Source organism: Spongiibacter sp. (assembly GCF_984394615.1).
The window spans coordinates 30,025-45,409 of record NZ_CFHTQA010000013.1; the positions used below are offsets into that span (position 1 = coordinate 30,025).

Here is a 15,385-nt window from a genome sequence, read left to right on the forward strand (position 1 = left end):
TGGGCATGATGGTGTTTTGCCTGTGTAGCGATCGCAGGGCGGGTATATGAGCACCAATCCGATGAATGAACTGCTTATCTTTGAAACCGACCAGCAGCAAGTGGAGGTGCGCCTGCAGGGCGAGACCCTTTGGGCAACTCAGAGTCAGATAGCGGAGCTGTTTGCCACCTCTACCGACAATATTGGTCTTCACTTGAAGAACATCTATCAAGACAAGGAGTTGGATGAGGGGGCAACTACCGAGGATTTCTCGGTAGTTCGTCAGGAAGGTAAGCGGCAGGTACGTCGAACTCTGACGCACTACAATCTCGATGCCATTATTTCTGTGGGTTACCGGGTAAACTCCAGTCAAGCCACGCGTTTTCGGCAGTGGTCTACTCGTGTGCTGCGGGAATACCTGACTCAAGGCTATGCGCTGGATAAAGCGCGCTTTGAGCGCAACGCGGCCGAGTTAGAGCAGGCCTTGTTGTTGATTCAGCGCACGGCGAAGCGCCCGGAGCTGAGCAGCGAGGCGGGCCGTGGCTTGGTGGATATTGTCTCTCGCTATACCCAGACTTTTCTCTGGCTGCAGCGCTACGACGAGGGGCTATTAGAAGAGCCTGAAGGGCAGAGCGGCGGCACATTGCCCAGCCCCGAAGAGGGGGTGCAGGCTTTGCTGGCGTTAAAGCAGCAGTTAATTGAGAAGGGTGAGGCGACAGACTTGTTTGCCCGACCGCGGGAAGAGGGGCTGGCGGGGATCTTTGGCAACCTGGATCAAACGGTGTTTGGCGAGCCAGCCTATCCCTCAGTAGAAAGTAAAGCGGCGCACCTGCTGTACTTTGTGGTGAAAAACCACCCGTTCTCGGACGGCAACAAGCGCAGTGGTGCGTTTTTGTTTGTGGACTTTCTGCACCGCAATGGTCGCTTGTTGGATGTCAGCGGTAACCCAGTAATTAACGACACTGGCTTGGCGGCGTTAACCTTGCTGGTAGCGGAGTCTGACCCCAAGCAAAAAGAAGTGTTGATTCGCCTGATTATGCACATGCTGAGCGCCGCATAGGCTCGGCAAAGCTTGGCCTTTGCAGTGGAATGTGTTGAAGTAAGCTCACTAGAATGCCCGCTAAGGGGCTGTGTAATAAGAATATTTACTGGGTGCTATCTTGCCTCAGTATGGAAGCAACGGATGCTACATGTCATTTAATGAGTCTGCCCTAGAGCGCGCCATTATCGACCTGCTGGGTGAGCAGGGTTACCCCCATAGCCTGGGTGGTGAGCTAGCCCGCGACACGAGGGAGGTGTTGCTTAAAGACGACCTGCGGGCGTATCTGACGCGCCGCTATGCCAGCGACAACATCACCTCAGGTGAAATCGACGCCATTATCCGTAAGCTTGAGGCCTTCTCTGCGGCTGACCTGTATGACTCTAACCGGGCGATTCACCGCTTGGTGGCGGATGGTTTTTTGCTCAAACGTGAAGCCGTGGCCGATGCCCGGCACAAAAACCAGAAAGACCTCTATATCCAGCTCATTGATTACGCGGGGCTGCCCGAGGCGAGAATGCCTGACCCCGATTCGCTGGACTCCGTAATAGCGCATGACGAAGAGGGCTATGCCCTGGAACGCGATGACTGGAATACCTATCGGGTAGTCAGCCAGTTAACGGTTGAGGGCAACGAGACGCGTATTCCCGATGCGGTGCTCTACATCAATGGTTTGCCCTTGGTGGTGTTTGAGTTCAAGAGCGCGGTGCGGGAAGAGGCAACAATCCATGATGCTTACGTGCAGCTGACCACCCGCTACAAACGCGATATTCCCGAGTTGATGAAGTACAACGCCCTGTGTGTGATCAGTGATGGCGTGAACAGCCGCGTGGGCTCGTTGTTTGCGCCTTACGACTTCTATTACACCTGGCGCAAAGTCACCGGTGATGAAACCATCGAGCAAGATGGCATCAATGCTCTGCACACCATGCTTGACGGCTTGTTCGACCAGCGCCGATTGCGGGAGGTGTTGCGTCACTTTATCTACTTCCCCGATGTGTCCAAGAAAGAAGAGAAGATCGTTTGCCGCTATCCCCAGTTCTACGCGGCTACCAAGCTCTACGAGAACATTCTGCGTCATCGCAAGCCAGAGGGTGACGGCAAGGGCGGTACCTACTTTGGTGCCACCGGCTGCGGTAAAAGCTACACCATGTTGTTTCTTAGCCGGTTGCTGATGAAGAGCCTGGCCTTTGAAAGCCCGACGATTGTGCTGATTACCGATCGCACCGACCTGGACGACCAGCTTTCCAAGCAGTTCACCAATGCCAAAACCTATGTGGGCGACCAGACCATTGTGAGTGTGGAGAGCCGCGCCAAGCTGCGAGAGCTGCTAAAAGGGCGCAGCAGTGGCGGGGTATTCCTGACGACCATTCACAAGTTCACCGAAGATGCCGAGCTGCTCACCGACCGCAGCAATGTGATCTGTATTTCAGACGAGGCGCACAGAAGCCAGGTGAACCTGGACCAAAAGGTACGGGTCACCGAGAAGGGTGTGAGTCGGACGTTTGGTTTTGCCAAGTACCTGCATGACTCGCTGCCCAATGCCACGTATGTGGGCTTTACCGGTACCCCCATCGACGCCACCCTGGATGTGTTTGGCGAGGTGATCGACAGCTACACCATGACCGAGTCAGTGAAAGATGAGATTACCGTGCGCATTGTGTACGAGGGCCGCGCGGCCAAGGTGCTGTTGGACAACAGCAAACTGGAAGAGATCGAGCAGTACTACGCTGAGTGCGCCGAAGAAGGCGCCAGCGACTACCAAATAGAAGAGAGCAAGAAAGCCAGCGCCAATATGAGCGCCATATTGGGCGATCCCGACCGCTTGCGGGCACTTGCCGCAGACTTTGTTCAGCACTATGAAACACGGCTGGAGGAGGGCTCCACCGTTAAAGGTAAGGCGATGTTTGTGTGCAGCAAGCGTGAGATCGCCTACGACTTCTGGCAGGAGGTGATAGCCCTTCGGCCGGAGTGGAACGAGGTGCTGGCCTGCGAGGCGGGCGCTACGCTGACCGAGCAAGAGCAGAAAGAGGTCAAGCCCATAGAGCGGGTGAAGATGATTATGACCCGGGGCAAGGATGACCCCAAAGCGCTCTACGATATGCTTGGCACCGCTGAATACCGCAAAGAGCTGGACCGCCAGTTTAAGAACCCCAAGTCCAACTTCAAGATCGCCATTGTGGTGGATATGTGGCTGACGGGCTTTGATGTGCCGTTCCTCGACACTATCTATATCGACAAGCCCATCCAGCGCCATAACCTTATTCAGACCATTTCTCGGGTGAACCGTAAGTACGAGGGCAAAGACAAAGGCCTGGTGGTGGACTACATCGGCATCAAGAAGCAGATGAACCTGGCGCTGGCCCACTACAACAAAGCTGATCAGCAGAACATCGAAGAGATCAACCACTCCATTGTGGTGGTAAAAGACCACCTGGACCTGCTCAACAAGTTGTTCCATAAGTTTGATACCAACGACTACTACCACGGCAGCCCGGTGCAGCAGCTGCACTGCCTGAATCGTGCTGCTGAGTTTGTGCAGGTCACCGATAAGATCGAGAAGCGCTTTATGGCCTTGGTAAAGCGCCTGAAAGCAGCCTATGACATCTGCAGTGGCTCAGAGGGCATCACTCAGGCTGAGCGTGATCAGATCCACTTCTATATGGCGGTGCGCTCTATCGTCTTTAAGCTCACCAAGGGCAATGCACCCGATACTGCGCAGATGAATGCCAAAGTGCGGGAAATGATTAAAGACGCCCTGCAAGCCGATGGCGTGGAAGAAATTTTCAAAATGGGCGAGGAAAGCGAGGGCGTCTCCGACCTGTTCGACCCTGATTACTTGGCTAAGATCGACAAGATCAAACTCCCCAACACCAAAATCAAGCTCCTCCAGCAACTACTGGCCAAAGCCATTGAAGACTTCAAGAAGGTCAACAAGGTGCAGGCGCAAGACTTTTCCAAGCGCTTCAAGGCACTGGTAGATGCCTACAACGAGCGCAAGGAAGACGATGTTCTGGTCAGCGATGTGCTCGAAGACTTCTCGGTTGAGATCATGGACATGATCCATGCCCTAAAGGACGAGTACGCCTCCTTTGAAGACTTGGGCATCGACATCGAAGAAAAGGCCTTCTACGACATCCTCAAGCGCCTGGCAGTGAAGTACGACTTCAGCTATCCCGAAGACAAGCTGCTGCCCCTGGCTCAGGAAGTGAAGGCCGTGGTGAAAGACAAGGTCAAATACACTGACTGGAACCAGCGCGACGACATCAAGGCCGAGCTAAAGGTAGGGCTGATACTGGTGTTGGCCAAACACGGCTACCCGCCGGTAGATAGAGATGAGGTCTACAAGGAGATCTTTGAGCAGGCGGAGAATTTTAAGCAGCACGACATCACTAACTGAGGTTTAGCGGGGCGCATGAGAGAAATATCAAATCAAGAATTACGCTTAGCTGATATTCCAGGTGATGATGCACCTGATTTTGAACTGCAGGAGTTCGCCCTTACATTCAATGGTTACGCGGAATTTCCTGATAATTCTGGTAGGGACAGCTGTGCGGTGATTGCGAATAGCAAGGATCATAGAAGCCTTAGCAGGGTAAGAGCGTGCTTGTTCTTCGAGCAACGACGAGGGCGCCAGTCTGACATTGGATGGGATAGGGCGGAGGCCCTAAAGTTGCTTGCGCTAATTAGAAAATTTGTGCACGAAAAGCGCTATAGGCTGCCGGGCGTCAGAGGAAAAAAAGGGGCGTCTACGGCAGATTTAGTGCAAGAGATAAACTCCCTTTGTGAGGCTAATATTGCCACCATCCGGCGTATATCTCAGTTTAATACTGAGCGAGAGATCCGGGACGAAATCAATAGGCGCCTCCGAGCAGTTAACAACGTGCTCGGCATGGCTGCGGGCTCAAGGCGGTTTGGTTGTCTTTATATTGAAAAGAATCTTGATGAGGCGGAGCCGTTTATTGCAGAGCACGCGATACCCGTATCTGCTTTGGTCAAGTTGTTCGAGAGGGGTATGCCTTTTGTTGATCTAGCTTTCTTTCCCGTGTCACTCATTAGCAAGATTTCCGACCGACGCCTGGCTGAAGCGAAGTTAACTAAGTCGGGGCATGATGAAAGCTTCAAGGAGGTTTTTAGGCGGTATGCGATCGCGGAGATTGCTCTGGAAACACATGACGGAAAGCCTGTTGACGCTGAGACTTGGACTATGGATGACCACCTCTCTCTGATACGTCGTACCCCTGCATTGAATGAAGTATACGATGCGGTGTTTCGGCGAATAGCATCTAATTAAGTGACGGGTCGAGTGACGGTCTGAACAATTGGCGAAAACAAAAAAGCCCTGTAAAAACAGGGCTTTAATGATTTTTTATGGCGGTGAGGGAGGGATTCGAACCCTCGGTACGTTGCCGTACACACACTTTCCAGGCGTGCTCTTTCGACCACTCAGACACCTCACCGGAACGGGTAAACATGCGCGTCCGTTGGATGCCTCATGTTTTAAGGGCGGCTACTCTAAGGGATTTTACTGTCGATGGCAATTGCGAATTTTTAGTCGGGAATCAATGCCTGGTTGTGCGTGTTATGGAATGTTTTTTGCGAGCGAATTGGCATTTGGTGTACATGGCAGAGCGAAGCGTAAGGAGCTGGCATGATGTATTCCCCGGAGATGCTGCATCGTCTTCAACAATTGCGGTCGCGGATATACGCGGAATTTGGGGTGCGAATTCGTCTTGCAGACCCCGGTCTGCTGGATCAGCTTGCGGAGTTGGGGCCGAGCAGTCGTGATCCCTTTGCCCGAAAAACGATAGCCGAGGTGATGTCGCTGGCAGGGCGGCCGCTGTTGTTCAAGGACGAGAAAGAGGTGGCTGAGGGCTATAAAGAGATCACGTATCGAGGGCGCAAGCTGGAGGTGGCGCGAGAGGCTGCCCCCGCCGCAGAGGCCGCGTCATCGACAGGCACCAAGCGGGTATACCGGGGGCAGGTGGTCAACAAGTAGCGCCGCTCGGGCTTCTCAGAGAAATAGCCGGCCTTCGCACTGCGCGCAGGCCGGCTTTTTTGTGGCCGATAGTTAACCGCCAATGCCCTGAAGAATCTCCAGGTAGTATTCCAGTGGCAGGTCTTCTGGAGCGACGGCGGCCGCATCCATCAAGGCCTGTTGCACGCTGGCATTGAAGCCGGAGATGGTTTCATTGCCGCTGAGCGGCGAGGCGACCAATTCGGGAGCGCGACGGTGTTGGCTTGCCTGTTCGTAGTCGTAAGCGATACCGATGCCGGTGCCTTCGTCAAACTGACGAACAAAAATTTCCATGCCTCTCGGCACGCCGACACTGTCATCAAAACCAACGGGAACGACGATGGAGCCCATCTGTGTGGTCGATCCGAAGTCACAGGTGCGCCCTCCTGTGGGGCCGGGGCTCAGAATCAGTGCATCAAGGCGTACTGGATTACCGTCATTGTCGAAGACCTGTGCACCGTTTTCATCCAGCAGTGTGTCCATTTGCTGGGTGGTGTATTCGCGCATGGCGATAATGTTGGCAAGTTCTTCTTCCGTCGGTGCCCGGTTCAGGTCGTCGACGGCGACGTTAGCCAATAGCGGTGCAGTTCGTAAACCGACGCGTCCTGTTTCGATAATTCCGTCCAGTCCTTCACAGATATCACGACCGTGAGCGACGTCGCCGCCAGCCAGCGCAACGGCGAGGCTGCTGACGCAGGCGCGGGGGCTGTTGCCGCCCTCAGCCTCAAAGGTGACGAAGTATTCGTTCATATCGTAGTGGCGGGAGCCAGCGCCCTTGCTTTCAAACCCCGGCAGGTAAACGTCGTACACCGTGGCGCCCAGGGCTTCCATGGTACTGAGTGCCTCGGCGATCAGTGCGCCCTGAGCGTCGGTGCCAGCGGCCTCGCTGTTATCGCCAAGCTGACGAACGATGCCGATGTTTTTGCCTTGCAAGCCGTGCTGTCCGCGATCGAGGAAGTCGGTGTAGCTGTCGGGCCGTAACTCCGAGGGAAACGCGAGGGTTTTGGGGTCTCGGAAATCCACGCCGGCCATGGCGTCGAGCATCAAGGCAGCGTCACTGACGGTCCGGGTCATCGGGCCACCGGTGTCGCGCTGATGGCTGAGCGGAAAGATGCCGTGTTGAGAGATAACGCCGAGGCTGGGGCGAATACCCACCAGGCCATTGACGGAGGAGGGGTGGCGGATGGACTGGCAGGTATCACTGCCGGTGCCGCCCAGCGCAAAGTTGGCGGCAATGGCTGCCCCGGTTCCCGACGAGGAACCCGCCGGGCTCTGGGAGGTGTTGTAGGGGTTGGAAACCTGAATGCCGCGATTGGAAAAGCCGGTGGTCCAGAAGGCGAATTCATCCTGGTTGGCTTTGCCGAGAATGAGTCCGCCGGCCTTGCGCAAGCCTGCTACGGAATTCGCATCCACACCGGCCTGATGCCCGAGCATACTGTAGGAGCCCTGGGTGCTGGGGTAATCGTAGGTGTCGTAGTTATCTTTCAGCAGAATCGGCATGCAGTGGATCGGCCGGTCGCCAATACCACCGTCGCGGGCGTAGAGGGCATCCAGCGCCTTGGCCTGTTCGATCGCCAGCGGATTAATCGCCAATACACTGCGAATGGCCAGGCCGCCACTGGGTTGCGGGGTTTTATCGTAGGCAAAGATGCGCTGGATATAGAGGTTTGCCAGCGCTTCACAGTTGAGAGGCTCTCCATTGTCTTGCAGTAATTCGCCGCGAAATGCGGCATGGATATCGGCGACAGTCGCTTCTTCCAGCGAAAAGACGCCCGGCTCTATCGCCGTGTCATTGTCGCTGTTGGAAGAGGATGAGCCGCCACAGGCGGCGAGCATCAGGGTGAGTGCAGGTAAAAGCATCGCAGACCGTCGCCGGCGCGATAGGGGCATAGTGTGGCGCATGGGGGTGACCTCATCGTCGGGTAGTGCAAATCCCTGGCGGTGGACAACATCACTGTTTTCGCAATGACGCATTGCGTATTTTGTGTGAAGCAATCGCTGTGCCAGTGCTTCCCGGCGCTGGCGGCCCCTATGAAGTTCTGGCCTGACTGCTTATCATTGGCAGCCTGAATTGAGAGGGTGGAAACAGCATGAAGTGTGCATTGGTGCCAGTAACGGCCTACCAGCAAAACTGTTCGGTGCTGCTTTGCGAAGAAACCGGCAAAGCCGCAGTGGTCGATCCCGGTGGGGATATTGAACGTATTGAGGGCGCCTTAGCGCAGCTCGGCGGAGAGCTGGAGGTCATTCTGCTGACTCATGGCCATATGGACCACTGTGCTGCGGCGGATGTTCTTCGTCAGAAATACGGTGTGAAGATTATTGGCCCGCAAAAGGAAGATGCGTTCTGGATCGACAAGCTGCCGGAATGGTGCCAGATGTCTGGTTTCCCCCATGCCGATGCCTTTACCCCGGACCGTTGGCTTGAGGATGGCGACACAGTGAGCTTCGGTGCTCAAACGATGTCGGTACTGCATTGTCCCGGCCACACACCGGGGCACGTGGTGTTTTATCACGCGCCCAGCAAACTGGCGCTGGTGGGTGACGTGCTGTTCCAGGGCTCTATCGGCCGCACTGATTTTCCGCGCGGCGACTACGATACGCTGATTACCTCTATTCGCGAAAAACTCTGGCCGTTGGGTGACGACATTACCTTCGTACCGGGACATGGCCCAACCTCCACGTTTGGCGCCGAGCGACAGAGCAATCCCTTTGTTGCTGACAGCCGCTATGGATGAAGCGATGAGCGAGAAGCGTTTTACGCACTTTGATGCGCAGGGTCAGGCCAGCATGGTCGATGTGACCGATAAAGCGGTCACCCAGCGCATTGCCGAGGCAGCGGGCAGTGTAGTGATGCAGCCCGAAACCCTGGCCATGGTCGCCCGCGGTGATCATAAGAAAGGCGATGTGCTTGGCGTAGCGCGGCTGGCAGGCATTCAGGGCGCCAAAAAGTGCAGCGATCTGATCCCGCTTTGTCACCCGCTGATGCTGTCATCAGTGAAGCTGGAATTTGCTATCGATGAGCAGGCCAGTGCCGTGCATATTCGCAGTCGCTGCAAGCTTGCCGCCCAGACCGGCGTGGAAATGGAAGCCTTGACGGCCGTATCGGTAGCGGCGCTCACCATCTATGACATGTGCAAAGCGGTGGACAAGGGCATGCGCATCGACAACATCCGCCTGCTCAGCAAGAGCGGTGGCCGCTCCGGTGACTGGCAGGCCCAGGAGAAGAATCAGGAGCAGGGCGGCTCATGATTACGCTGCTGTTTTTCGCCAAGTTGCGGGAAGACGTGGGTACGGCGTCCTTGGAGCTGGAATTCAACGGCAGCGTTGCGGAATTAAAGGCGCTGCTTGGCGAACGCGGGCCGGAATGGGCGGAGGCGCTGTCTCGAGAAAATCTGCGCTGCGCGGTGAATCAGGCGGTGGCATCTGAACAGCAGACGATCGTCGCCGGAGATGAAGTGGCTTTTTTCCCGCCGGTGACGGGAGGCTGAGCGTGGCGATTCGGGTGAGTGTTCAAGAGGCCGACTTTGACGCTGGTGACGCCTGTCGCGCATTGACCTCATCAGACTGTGGCGCCATCGTACAGTTTGTCGGGGTAATGCGTGCCCGCAACGAGGGTGATGAGGTCGTCTCAATGCGGCTGGAGCATTATCCCGGTATGACCGAGCGCAGTATTACTGACATTGCCGAGCAGGCTGCCAGACGCTGGTCGCTGGGCGAGGTGCTGGTGATTCACCGAATCGGCGAGTTGCTGCCGGGGCAGCAGATTGTGCTGGTCGCGGTGAGCGCTGCCCACCGGCAGGCGGCCTTTTCCGGCTGCGAATTCATCATGGATTATCTGAAAACCCAGGCGCCGTTTTGGAAGAAAGAACAGCTGCTCGACGGACGCAGTCGCTGGGTGGATGCCCGAAGCAGTGATGCGTCCGCTGCCCTCCGTTGGGACTAGTTGGAGTTCTCGCTATGCTCAAGGAAGCCAAGGTATAATTTGCGGCTTCTACGACCGCGCCCGTTAGTCGGCCGGCACATAAAACGACGAGACAGGAAAACTATGAGCTTCGATCCCCGGACCTTCCGCAATGCCCTTGGCCAGTTCACAACCGGTGTCTGTGTGATTACCGCCAACCCAAAAGGCTACGAGCCGTTTGGCATGACCGTTAATTCTTTTGCCTCGGTTTCTCTGGACCCTGCGCTGGTACTATGGAGTTTGCGCAATGATTCCGAGTGCTACGCGGCCTTCGAAGCTGCCGACGGCTTTGCGGTGAATGTGTTGACGCAGGAGCAGGCGGCGCTGTCGAACCAGTACTCGAAAAAAGATGCTCATCAGCTGTCCAAGGATCACTACCGCATCGGCAAGAGCGGTCTGCCGGTGCTGCGCGGTGCACTGACCAGCTTCGAATGTGATATCTGGCAGCGTTACGATGGTGGCGACCACCTGATTCTGGTGGGTAAAGTCACTGAAATGGACCTCAGCCCCACTGGAAAACCACTGGTGTTCCAGGGCGGCGCTTACCGCGAGCTGCGCTGATTGCGTCTGCCGCCGAGAACGATAGTCAATGAAGTATTGCTGTGATTGTGGAGCTCCCGTCAGTCTGAAAGTCCCCGAGGGGGATGATCGGCCCCGGTATATCTGCGAGAGCTGCAATACCATTCACTACCAGAATCCGCGAGTGGTCGTGGGCTGCCTGCCTACGGTCGGCGACAAAGTGCTGCTTTGTCGTCGTGCCATCGAACCCCGCCACGGTTTCTGGACGATTCCCGCCGGGTTTATGGAAAACGGCGAAACCATGCTGGAGGGCGCTCTGCGGGAAACCCGCGAGGAGGCCGCCGCCAAAGTGCGCGGCGAAAAGCTCTACCGCATGTTCGATATTCCCCACATCAATCAGGTGTATGTGTTCTTCCGGGGCGAGCTGGACGGCGATTTTGGCGTCGGTCCCGAGAGCCTGGAGAGCCGCCTGTTCAGCGAAGACGAGATCCCCTGGTCCGAGTTGGCCTTTCCGGTCGTCACCGATATTCTGGTGGATTATTTTGATGACCTTCGCCGGGATGATTATCCTATCCGGCTCGGCAAGCCCGGCGCCCTGTGGGCCGAGCACGTCAACTGGAAGTCCGGCGACTGAACTGTCCCGGCGGGCTTTTTCGCAACAGGGATAGACCGCAATGAACGACATTAACCTCTTTGCTCTGCTGGCCGGAGCCCTGTGTATTGCAGCAGGGCTGATGCTGGGTCTGCTGCTGTCCCGTCGTCAGCAGAAGCTGCAAGAGGGACGCATCACAGCGCTGGAGGAAGAGCTGCAGAGTCTGAATCAGCGCCTTACCACTGCCTCGCAGGAGCGTGAACAACTGCAGGCGAGCTTGAATGCGGCGCTTCAGCAAAAAGCGGTTGCCGAGAGCAGTCTGACGGATGTCAGCCAGCGGCTGGCGCACAGTGAGCAGCAGCGCTCGGATGCCGACCGTGCGAAGGCCGATGCGCAGGCAGCGCTGGCCCGCAAGGAGAGTGACTACCGCCATTTGCAGGAATCCTCAAGCGAGCAGATCGCCTTGCTGAAGCAGGCCAGAGAGGAGTTAAGTCGTCAGTTCGAGCAGCTGGCGAATCGCATTTTTGATGAAAAAAGTCGAAGGTTTTCAGAGGCTAACCATCAAAACCTTCAGCAGTCTCTTAATCCGTTTCGCGAGCAATTGAAAGGCTTTCAGGAGCGGGTGAACCAGATTTACGACATCGAAAACCGCCAGCATGGCGAGCTGCGCGAGCAGCTCAAATCACTGCAGGACATGAACGCCAATATCAGTCGCGAGGCACAGAATCTGACGCGCGCCCTCAAGGGTGATAACAAAGCACAGGGCAACTGGGGCGAGGTCATTCTCGAGCGCGTGCTGGAGGAGTCGGGGCTGCGCAAGGGGCACGAGTACGAAACCCAGCTCAGCTTTACCAATGACGAAGGCCGACGGAGTCAGCCCGATGTGATTGTGCGCTTGCCGGATGAGAAAGACATTATCATCGACGCCAAGGTGTCCCTGATCGCCTATGAGCGCTACTGCAGTGCGGAGAGTGAGAGCGAGCGCAGGGATTACCTGAAAGCGCATATCCAGTCGGTGCGCCAGCATATTGCCGGGCTTTCCACCAAGGCCTATCAGCATATTGAAGGCATTCGCACGCTGGATTTTGTCTTCATTTTTATTCCGGTCGAAGCGGCCTTTATGACCGCGTTTGAGCATGATCCGGAGCTGTTCCGCAACGCGTATGAGCAGAACATTATTGTCGTGGGGCCAACCACCTTGCTGGCGACCCTGCGTACAGTGCAGAGTATCTGGCGCTACGAGCGGCAAAACCTGAACGCGGAGAAAATCGCCAGGGAAGCCGGGGCGCTGCACGACCAGTTTGCGCTGGTGGTGGAGTCGCTGGAAGACATCGGCAAGCATCTGGATCGCGGTCAAAGCGCTTACGAGAAAACGATAAAACGCATGACCGAGGGGCGGGGCAATCTGGTTGGCCGGGTGGCGCGCCTTGAACAGCTCGGAGCAAAAGTGAAGAAGACCCTGCCGACGGCGCTGACCGAGCGCGCCGATGTTCAGCAGGATGACAGTGACGACAACGACTAACAGGGGGAAGCATGGCATTTCCGAAAGTGGGCAATAAGGCGCCGGCCTTTAGCCTCAAAGATCAGAATGGCGACACGGTAAAACTGGCCGACTTCAAAGGCAAAAAGAACGTGCTGCTGTACTTCTATCCGAAAGCCAAAACCCCCGGCTGCACCGTGCAGGCCTGTGGTATTCGCGATACCTACGCGGAATTCGGCAAGCGCAATACCGTGGTGCTGGGCGTGAGCCCGGACCCGGTGGCAAAGCTCAAAAAATTTGAGGAAAACCCCAAAAAAGAAGAGGCCGCACTGAATTTCACCCTGCTGTCTGATGAAGATCACGCGGTCGCCGACAAATACGGGGCCTGGGGGCCGAAAAAGTTTATGGGTAAAGAGTTCGACGGCATTCTGCGCACCAGCTTTATCATCGATAAAGACGGCGTGCTGCGTCAGGTGCTGGACAAGTTCAAAACCAAAGATCACCACGAGGTTGCACTGGCGGCACTGGACGAACTGGGTCTGAACTGAATCGCCATCGGCTGACAAGAACCGCGCTACGGCGCGGTTTTTTTATGCCTGGGGTTTGCCGTCGTCAGCGCCGCGGACGGGCTCTTCAATGCTGTCCCGCGCATCGCGAAAGCGCCGGTAGCTGTCCAGGTCTTTGCTGACGAGTTCCAGGCACAATTTGAGTACTGCTACATCGTCAATAAACCCGGCTACCGGAATGGCGTCGGGAATCGCATCCAGCGGGATGAGGATGTATGTCAGCGCGGTGGCGACAGCGCCGAGAGTCCACCAGGGGATTTCCCGGTAATTGCCGCGCACATAGTCCTGCAGGAGCTGAAAGAGAATGGAAGCCTGATTGAGATAGGGCGCAAGGCGGCGACTTTGCACTACCTTGTCGAGAATCTTTTGGCGCTCTGCCAGCGTGTCTTCGAGCTGTTGCTCGTCGACCTGGCTGGCGCCGTCATCGAGAATTTTTTTTGCGCGACGCGCCGAAAACCACTTCATGCTGTCCTCCCGCCGCAGCGGGAGGCTCCCGCGCGAATTAGGCTTGCGCCAGTGTAGCGTATTCCGCCTTGATATCCTTCTTCAGCACTTTGCCCGCCGGGTTGCGGGGCAGGGGAGCACTGGCGAACTCAATATATTTAGGCAGTTTAAAGGCTGCAAGGTGCTTGGCGAGGAAGTTTCTGACCTCGTCTTCGCTCAAGACTTTGCCATTGTTCAGGCGCAGTAACACGGCTACGGACTCTCCCAGCGTTTCGTCGGGTACCCCAAATACTGCCGATTCCAGAACATCGGGGTGCTGGCTGAGCAGGGCTTCGATCTCGGCGGGGTAGATGTTCTCGCCGCCGCGAATAATGAGATCTTTGGCGCGGTCTGCAAGGAAGACGAAGCCGTTATCGTCGATGTAGCCAATATCCCCGGTGATCATCCAGCCATCCTTGAAGGCGGAAGCGTTGGCTTCCGGACGGTGCCAGTACGATTGAATGTTGGTTACGGAGCGCAGCCAGATTTCGCCTTTCTCGCCTTTAGGCAAGTCATTTCCGTCCTCGTCGCAGGTTTTAAAATCTACCAGTGGCGACAGGGTTCCCGCCGAGCCGGGCTGTTCCTCGTAGGCACCGCCGGCACAACTGGAGCCAATAGCATTGCTCTCTGTCATGCCGTAACCGGTGCCCACAAAGGCGCTTTCAAGACGCTGGTCAATGACACGCTTAAACGCGGGTGGGCAGGCACTGCCGCCGCCGCCAACTGAAAACAGGCTGCTGGTGTCGAACTTGTCGTAATCCGGGTGTTGCATCAGGTCGATAACCATCGACGGCGACGCACTGAATACGGTGACGGTTTCCTGCTCAATCAGTCGCAGAGCTTCTCTGGCGTCCCATTTGTAGGTCATGACAATTTTGCGGCCACCGCGCAGGTTGACCAGAAACGCCGCATAGCAGCCGGAAACATGAAACAGCGGCACCGACAGCAGCGAGCAGGGTGCGTTGCCTGCGGCGAACATTTTTTCGATGGCCGCAGGGTTGGCCATCGCTGCGCAGATCGCCTGACACTCGAAGCTGAATAGCGCCTGGGTGATATTCCGGTGGGTGGACAGTGCGCCTTTGGGTTTGCCGCTGGTGCCTGAACTGTACATGATTTGGACCGGGTCGTCTGCGTCAAACTCCCAGGCCTGAGGCATACTTTTACCGCTGGCCTCATCGATCAGGGCGGCCATATCAACGGCATGCTCGTCGGCCTGCCCGCGGGCCACGATCAGTTTGCAGGGCAAGTCGATCAGCAGGGGGGTGAGCGCCTGACGACGGCGCTCGTCAACAAATACGATGTCTGCTGCGCTGTCGCGAAGCACAAACTCCAGTTCTTCAGCGGTGCCCCAACTGTTGAGCGGAACCACAATCGCGCCCAGCGATACGACTGCTGCATAAGCCATCATCCACTCGGGATAGTTGCGCATGGCGATCGCCACACGCTGCCCTTTTTGCAGGTCGAAGCGCGCTACGAGCTGGTAGGCGAGTGCATCGACATGCCGATAAAAGTCATTGAAGCTGAAGCGTTCTTCGGGCTGTCCGGGCTCGGCATACACCAAAAACTCGGCGTCGCCATGCTGACGGCCGGCATCCAACAGCTCTCGCATGGAGTTGGGCGCGTTCTTGAAGTGCCGCATCGGCTGGCCGTTGACCAGTCGTTCTTCCAGCTCGTAAGGAGCGCCGGGGCCGCAGAGTTGTGCTTCGCAGTCTTTTAGGGTTTGGGCAATGGATGTCATGGATAAGACCC

General features: G+C 56.4%; 15 protein-coding genes and 1 tRNA gene. 12 read left to right on the forward strand and 4 right to left on the reverse strand.

Annotation, left to right across the window (positions count from 1 at the left end):
* Positions 1-46: 46 nt before the first annotated feature.
* The 3 genes from AC5DB9_RS06995 to AC5DB9_RS07005 all read left to right on the forward strand — a co-directional run bounded on the left by AC5DB9_RS06995 (position 47) and on the right by AC5DB9_RS07005 (position 5,312).
* Positions 47-1,039 carry a virulence RhuM family protein/type II toxin-antitoxin system death-on-curing family toxin gene (locus AC5DB9_RS06995; protein ID WP_272991262.1) on the forward strand — a complete coding sequence of 331 codons (993 nt, stop codon included), beginning with the start codon at positions 47-49 and terminating at the stop codon, positions 1,037-1,039.
* A 130-nt stretch (positions 1,040-1,169) separates the two neighbouring features.
* Positions 1,170-4,418 carry a type I restriction endonuclease subunit R gene (locus tag AC5DB9_RS07000; protein ID WP_272991259.1) on the forward strand — a complete coding sequence of 1,083 codons (3,249 nt, stop codon included), beginning with the start codon at positions 1,170-1,172 and terminating at the stop codon, positions 4,416-4,418.
* A 15-nt stretch (positions 4,419-4,433) separates the two neighbouring features.
* Positions 4,434-5,312: a hypothetical protein gene (locus AC5DB9_RS07005; protein ID WP_272991257.1), complete on the forward strand. Its 879-nt coding sequence runs from the start codon at positions 4,434-4,436 to the stop codon at positions 5,310-5,312.
* Positions 5,313-5,390: 78 nt separating this feature from the next.
* Here AC5DB9_RS07005 and AC5DB9_RS07010 read toward each other — a convergent pair.
* Positions 5,391-5,478 (reverse strand) — tRNA-Ser (locus AC5DB9_RS07010).
* Positions 5,479-5,669: 191 nt separating this feature from the next.
* On the opposite strand from AC5DB9_RS07010, the gene AC5DB9_RS07015 reads away from it, so the two are divergent.
* The gene (locus AC5DB9_RS07015) at positions 5,670-6,017 is read left to right on the forward strand and encodes a hypothetical protein (protein ID WP_022652404.1); all 348 of its coding nucleotides are present in this window, start codon (positions 5,670-5,672) and stop codon (positions 6,015-6,017) included.
* Between the two features lie 72 nt (positions 6,018-6,089).
* On the opposite strand, the gene AC5DB9_RS07020 is transcribed toward AC5DB9_RS07015, so the two are convergent.
* On the reverse strand, positions 6,090-7,895 hold the full coding sequence (locus AC5DB9_RS07020) for an amidase family protein (protein ID WP_272991255.1): 1,806 nt from the start codon (positions 7,893-7,895) through the stop codon (positions 6,090-6,092).
* Between the two features lie 230 nt (positions 7,896-8,125).
* Between AC5DB9_RS07020 and AC5DB9_RS07025 the strand changes: the two genes are divergently transcribed.
* The 8 genes from AC5DB9_RS07025 (at position 8,126) to bcp (ending at position 13,135) form a co-directional block, all read left to right on the forward strand.
* Positions 8,126-8,770, forward strand: a complete 645-nt coding sequence (locus AC5DB9_RS07025) for an MBL fold metallo-hydrolase (RefSeq protein ID WP_272991254.1) — start codon at positions 8,126-8,128, stop codon at positions 8,768-8,770.
* Between the two features lie 4 nt (positions 8,771-8,774).
* The gene (gene moaC / locus AC5DB9_RS07030; RefSeq protein WP_028968001.1) at positions 8,775-9,284 is read left to right on the forward strand and encodes a cyclic pyranopterin monophosphate synthase MoaC; all 510 of its coding nucleotides are present in this window, start codon (positions 8,775-8,777) and stop codon (positions 9,282-9,284) included.
* Entirely contained in the window at positions 9,281-9,523 is a 243-nt protein-coding gene (moaD, locus tag AC5DB9_RS07035) for a molybdopterin converting factor subunit 1 (protein WP_022957114.1), read from the forward strand. The genes moaC and moaD overlap by 4 nt, the downstream gene beginning before the upstream one ends.
* 2 nt (positions 9,524-9,525) lie before the next feature.
* Positions 9,526-9,978 carry a molybdopterin synthase catalytic subunit MoaE gene (gene moaE / locus AC5DB9_RS07040; RefSeq protein ID WP_022957115.1) on the forward strand — a complete coding sequence of 151 codons (453 nt, stop codon included), beginning with the start codon at positions 9,526-9,528 and terminating at the stop codon, positions 9,976-9,978.
* Between the two features lie 102 nt (positions 9,979-10,080).
* Positions 10,081-10,557 carry a flavin reductase family protein gene (locus AC5DB9_RS07045; RefSeq protein ID WP_022957116.1) on the forward strand — a complete coding sequence of 159 codons (477 nt, stop codon included), beginning with the start codon at positions 10,081-10,083 and terminating at the stop codon, positions 10,555-10,557.
* A 28-nt stretch (positions 10,558-10,585) separates the two neighbouring features.
* Entirely contained in the window at positions 10,586-11,149 is a 564-nt protein-coding gene (locus AC5DB9_RS07050; RefSeq protein WP_022957117.1) for an NUDIX hydrolase, read from the forward strand.
* 40 nt (positions 11,150-11,189) lie between these two features.
* Positions 11,190-12,629 (forward strand): DNA recombination protein RmuC, encoded by a 1,440-nt coding sequence (locus tag AC5DB9_RS07055; RefSeq protein ID WP_272991252.1) that lies wholly within the window; start codon positions 11,190-11,192, stop codon positions 12,627-12,629.
* A gap of 11 nt (positions 12,630-12,640) precedes the next feature.
* Positions 12,641-13,135 (forward strand): thioredoxin-dependent thiol peroxidase, encoded by a 495-nt coding sequence (gene bcp, locus AC5DB9_RS07060; RefSeq protein ID WP_022957119.1) that lies wholly within the window; start codon positions 12,641-12,643, stop codon positions 13,133-13,135.
* 42 nt (positions 13,136-13,177) lie between these two features.
* Here the strand turns inward: bcp and AC5DB9_RS07065 are convergent, their stop codons facing one another.
* Together AC5DB9_RS07065 and AC5DB9_RS07070 are read right to left on the reverse strand one after the other, a co-directional pair.
* Positions 13,178-13,618: a YkvA family protein gene (locus AC5DB9_RS07065; protein ID WP_272991250.1), complete on the reverse strand. Its 441-nt coding sequence runs from the start codon at positions 13,616-13,618 to the stop codon at positions 13,178-13,180.
* Positions 13,619-13,655: 37 nt separating this feature from the next.
* On the reverse strand, positions 13,656-15,374 hold the full coding sequence (locus AC5DB9_RS07070; protein WP_272991248.1) for a class I adenylate-forming enzyme family protein: 1,719 nt from the start codon (positions 15,372-15,374) through the stop codon (positions 13,656-13,658).
* Positions 15,375-15,385 lie beyond the last annotated feature (11 nt).